Source organism: Methylobacterium sp. WL116, from assembly GCF_008039455.1.
Lineage (GTDB): Bacteria > Pseudomonadota > Alphaproteobacteria > Rhizobiales > Beijerinckiaceae > Methylobacterium.
Genome location: NZ_VRUV01000337.1, coordinates 1 through 4,996 on the forward strand (window position 1 = coordinate 1; position 4,996 = coordinate 4,996).

The 4,996-nt window shown below is 69.4% G+C and carries 3 protein-coding genes and 1 pseudogene; 1 reads left to right on the plus strand and 3 read right to left on the minus strand.

The features are described 5' to 3' along the window. The 3 genes from FV223_RS19715 to glgX form a co-directional block, all read right to left on the minus strand. A partial coding sequence (locus FV223_RS19715) for an AI-2E family transporter (protein WP_147728596.1) occupies positions 1 to 1,395 on the minus strand: 1,395 nt, incomplete at its 3' end. Between the two features lie 187 nt (positions 1,396 to 1,582). Then, positions 1,583 to 1,960, minus strand: coding sequence for a response regulator (locus FV223_RS19725; RefSeq protein WP_147728597.1), 378 nt, complete (start codon positions 1,958 to 1,960; stop codon positions 1,583 to 1,585). 141 nt (positions 1,961 to 2,101) lie between these two features. Continuing rightward, positions 2,102 to 4,372: a glycogen debranching protein GlgX gene (gene glgX / locus FV223_RS19730; protein ID WP_147728598.1), complete on the minus strand. Its 2,271-nt coding sequence runs from the start codon at positions 4,370 to 4,372 to the stop codon at positions 2,102 to 2,104. Between the two features lie 307 nt (positions 4,373 to 4,679). On the opposite strand from glgX, the pseudogene FV223_RS19735 reads away from it, so the two are divergent. Then, positions 4,680 to 4,996: pseudogene (locus tag FV223_RS19735) on the plus strand (SHOCT domain-containing protein); the annotation flags it as partial.

Consider the following 4,996-nt stretch of genomic DNA (forward strand, 5'->3'; position numbering starts at 1 on the left):
CCGGGCCACCGGCGTGGTGCCGAGCCGCGCGACCACGGTGCGGATCGCGGCGCCGACCTCGCCCTGGCGCTCCCGGTCGAGCGTCCCGCGCGACAGGTCCTCCTGCGCCAGCCTGAGGCCGGCGAGCACGACCTCGTCGTAGTAGGTGACGAGCGCCCGCTCCTTGAGGAACTGCCGGCCCTGGTCGATCGCCTCGGCCGGGTCGTTGGCGAGCATGCGCTGGTAGAAGATTTCCGGCGGATCGAGCGCCGGCTGGTCGCCGAGCAGCACGTCGAGATACCAGAGCCGGTCGACGTGGCGGCCGAGCACGACGAGGCAGACGGTGAGCGGGGTGGCGAGCACGAGGCCGATCGGCCCCCACAGGAAGGTCCAGATCGTCGCCGAGAGAATGACCGCGATCGGCGAGAGCCCGGTGGAGTGCCCGTAGAGCAGCGGCTCGATCACGTGGCCGGCGATCGGCTCGACCACCAGGAACAGGGCCGCAGTGGCGATCACCATGGTCCAGCCCGGATCGACCGAGGCCGCCAGCACCAGCGGCAGCAGGGCGCTGATCGCGGCGCCGATATAGGGCACGAAGCGCAGGATCGCCGCGAGCACCCCGAACAGGGTCGGGCTCGGCACGCCGATCAGCCACAGCCCGACGCCGATCACCACGCCGAAGGCGACGTTGAGGGCGAGCTGCGCCAGGAAGAACCGGCTGAGGCGGCGCGCCGCGTCGTCGATCGCCGCGGTGGTGCGGCGCAGGTCGCCCGAGCCGCCGGCCAGCCGGATCATCCGGTTCCGCAGGTCCTCGCGCTGGAGCAGGATGAAGATCGTGAAGATCAGGATCAGGCCGGTGGTGGCCAGCGGGTGCAGGATCGGCCCGGCGAAGGTCTGGAGGTTCTCGACGAAGCCGGCCCGCGCCGCGCGGATCTCGACGGTGAGCGGATGCCCGGCGGTGCCCGGATCGCCCTTCAGCTCGGGCGGAGGCGGCGGCGACAGCGTCGCGCTCAGGTCCTGGAACACGTCGACGATCCGCGACAGCGTGCCGGTGTCGGCGGTCGCCCCGCGCAGGGACTTGATCTTGTCCTGCATCACCAGGGAATAGCGCGGCAGGTCGGACACGAGCTGGCCGCCCTCGCGCGCGATCAGGGTTCCGATCCCGAACAGCGCGCCGAACACCACCACGACGACGAGCAGCACCGCCGGCACCCGCGGCACGCGGATATGCCCGAGCAGGCGCACCGCCGGTACCAGGACGAAGCTCAGCAGGATCGCCAGCGTCACCGGAACGAGGATGTCGCGCCCGAAATACAGCGCCGCCATCACCGCGACGACGAGGAGGAACGAGGCCAGCGCGACGAAGACCGGCAGGCCGTTCTTGAGGCGCTGCGCGGTGACGGGATCGTCGCTCATGGGATTACGCTCCGGTTACGCTGAAGTCCGCCGCCGCCTCTTCCCTCCCCCCTGCGGGAGAGGGTGGCCCGCGAAGCGGGTCGGGAGAAGGGAGCGCGTTGTCCGGAAAGGTCGCTACCCTCTCCCGACCCTCGCCGACGCGAGGCCCACCCTCCCCCGCTCCAGGGGGAGGGAAGAATGGCCCGCCTCAGGCCGACGCCGTCTCGCCCAAAGCCGCGCTGATCTGGCTGAGCAGCTTCGAGAAATCGACGGGCTTCGGGTGGTAGTCGTCGCAGCCGGCCTGGATCGCCTTGTCGCGGTCGCCCGACATGGCGTGGGCGGTGAGCGCGATGATCGGGATGCCGCGGGTGTCGCTGCCGGACTTCAGCGCGCGCGCCGCCGACCAGCCGTCGAGGATCGGCAGGTTCATGTCGAGCAGGATCACGTCGGGGCGCCCCGAGCGCGCCTGCTGCACCCCGGCCTCGCCGTCATGGGCCAGGATCACCTCGTACCCGCGACGCTTGAGCCGGCGGGACAGGAAATCCCAGATCTCCTCGTGATCTTCGACCAGCAGTATCTTGGGCATGGATGATGGATCCCTCGACGCATGACCGTCAGACGCGTCGCCGCCGCGCGTCGATACCCAACGCACGGCGGCCCGCGATCGTCCGATTTTTGTATTCAGCCCCTCGTGGCAGATCGTCCGCCCGAGGGGAAGACGCCGAAATCAGCGATCGGATTCGTCGAGGTGGAAGTGGACCTCGTGGATGTTGGCCCGCTCGAAGGCCTGCATCACGTGCTGGTAGGACCGCTCCATCTCCGTTACCGCGTCGCCGGGCGTGTCGTCCGGCTTCAGCACGAACATCAGCATCGAGCGGCCGGTGACGTCGTAGCGCTCGCCCGAGGCGAAGCTCGCGATCTCCTGGCTGTCGGGCAGGTTGGTGTCGAGCAGGCGCGTCCAGGCCGATCCGCCGACCGACTCCGGCAGGGTGAACTGCACGAGGTCGTGGTAGGCGTTGTACATGATGAGCAGGGTGGCATCGCCGCCGCGGCGGTGAACGCCGGTCGCCTGGGCCCGCCCGTCGAGCAGCACCGCGAGCGAACGCGCGCCACCGTCGGTCCAGTTCTCGGACCCCATCTCGGCCCCGTCCGGGCGCAGCCAGGTCACGTCCTTGACGCCGAAATCCTCGTCGTACCGGCCCGTGAGGAAGCGGCCGCGGCTCAGGATCGGCAGCGCGTTGCGCAGCAGGATCAGGCGTTGGGTGAACTCGGCGAGATCGCGCTCCTCGGCGCCGATCGCCCCCCAGTCGATCCACGACACCTCGTTGTCCTGGCAGTAGGCGTTGTTGTTGCCCTTCTGCGTTCGCGCGAACTCGTCGCCGGCCAGCAGCATCGGCGTGCCGTGCGACAGGAACAGGGTCGCCAGCATGTTGCGCATCTGGCGCAGGCGCACGGCGCGGATCGCCGGGTCGTCGGTCGGTCCCTCGACGCCGTAATTGTACGAGAGGTTGTGAGAATGGCCGTCGCGGTTGTTCTCGCCGTTGGCCTCGTTGTGCTTGTCATTGTAGGCGACCGTGTCGTGCAGGGTGAAGCCGTCATGCGCGGTGAGGAAGTTCACCGAGGCCCAGGGCTTGCGCCCGCGCTTGTTGAACTTGTCGGCCGAGCCGGTGATGCGGTTGGCAAGATCGGGCAGCAGGCCCTCGTCGCCCTTCCAGTAGCCGCGGACGTCGTCGCGGAAGCGGTCGTTCCACTCGGCCCAGCCCGGCGGGAAGCCGCCGACCTGGTAGCCGCCCGGGCCGCAATCCCACGGCTCGGCGATGAGCTTCACGTCGTTCAGCACCGGGTCCTGGCGGCAGGCGTCGAGGAAGCCGCCGCCCTCGTCGAAGCCGTGCGGCTCGCGGCCCAGGATGGTGGCGAGGTCGAAGCGGAAGCCGTCGACGCGCATCTCGGTCGCCCAGTAGCGCAGGCTGTCCATGACGAGTTGCAGCACGCGCGGATGCGAGAGGTTGAAGGTGTTCCCGGTGCCGGTGTCGTTGATGTAGTAGCGCTCCTGCCCCGGCAGCAGCCGGTAGTAGGAGGCGTTGTCGATCCCCTTGAACGACAGGGTTGGGCCCTTCTCGTTGCCCTCGGCGGTGTGGTTGTAGACCACGTCGAGGATCACCTCGAGGCCAGCGCCGTGCAGGCGCGCGACCATCTCCTTGAACTCGGAGAAGGCGAAGTCCGGCACCGCCGCGTAGCGCCGCGCGGGGGTGAAGAACGAGATCGTGTTGTAGCCCCAGTAATTGACCAGGTTCTTTTCCTGCAGGTAGTCGTCCTGCACGAAGGCGTGGACCGGCAGCAGCTCCACCGCGGTGACGCCGAGGCTCTTGATGTAGTCGAGCACGTCGGGGTTGCCGAGGCCCGCATAGGTGCCGCGCAGGCGCTCGGACACCCGCGGATGGTTCTTGGTCAGGCCCTTCACGTGGGCCTCGTAGATGATGGTCTTCTCCCAGGGGATGTTCGGCTTGCGGTAGGCGCCCCAGGTGAAGGCCGGGTCGATGACCTGGCTGCGACGGGTGAACGGCGCGCTGTCGCGCTCGTCGAAGGTCAGGTCGTCGCCGGTCTCCATCTGGTAGCCGAACAGGGCCGGGTTCCAGGTGATCGAGCCGACGAGCCCCTTGGCGTAGGGGTCGATCAGCAGCTTGTTGTGGTTGAAGCGGTGCCCGGCCTTGGGCTCGTAGGGGCCGTGGACGCGGTAGCCGTAGATCGTGCCGGGGCGCGCGTCGGGCAGGTACCCGTGCCAGACCTCGTCGGTGTATTCGGGCAGCGCGATCCGCTCGATCTCCTTCTCGCCGGACTCGTCGAACAGGCAGAGCTCGACCTTGGTCGCATGGGCGGAGAAGACGGCGAAGTTCACGCCGAGGCCGTCCCAGGTCGCGCCGCGGGGATAGGGCTTGCCTTCCTGGATGCGCGAACGAACGGGACGGGTCGAGGCTGCGTAGCGGTTATGGTCGGCCATGTTCACTCCGGCGGCCGGGGCCGCATCACGACGACCGCTGCCTGACGCTCGGCAGCGGGGCCCCCGGGCCATTTTGTGAACGTGCGTCCGTGGGCGAAGCTCCGCCGTGCGCGAAATTTTTGCAGCGCAGCGAGGGGTGCCGAAGGTTCGGGCGGAAACCGTTCGCGGGCCTGGCATTTTTGCGCAGCCCGGGTTCTTCCACCGCTCCGCCGACCGCGGCATAGTGCGGGCTCGCCCCGGGCGCGAGGCCCGGCACACGCGGCCCCCAGCAGCGCCTCGGCGCATCGCGTCCCCCGGAGCAGCCCGCATGACCCTTGAGGCACACAACGACGAGGGCCCCGACCACGCCTCCGGGCTGCAGATCGTGGCGGATCGCCACGGCGTCAGCCTCGAAGCGGTGCGCCATCTGATGCGGGCGCTGGAGGCCGGCAACGGCACGATGGCGCAGTTCGACCACCCGGAGCTCGGCGGCATGGGCCAGTGGTTCTCCGGCGGCATGGTCATGGTCGGGCGGATGTTCGACGCGGAGCTGAAGGCCCGCGTCGCCGGCCTCTGCGCCGAGCTGGCCGACGCCCTGCCCCCGGGCGGCTGGAGCGGGAGAAGCGTCGCGCGCGGGCGTCGGCG

Excerpts from the sequence above, each read along its gene's own strand:
- FV223_RS19725 (WP_147728597.1), bottom strand. The coding sequence starts at position 1,960 with ATGCCCAAGATACTGCTGGTCGAAGATCACGAGGAGATCTGGGATTTC.
- glgX (WP_147728598.1), bottom strand. The coding sequence starts at position 4,372 with ATGGCCGACCATAACCGCTACGCAGCCTCGACCCGTCCCGTTCGTTCG.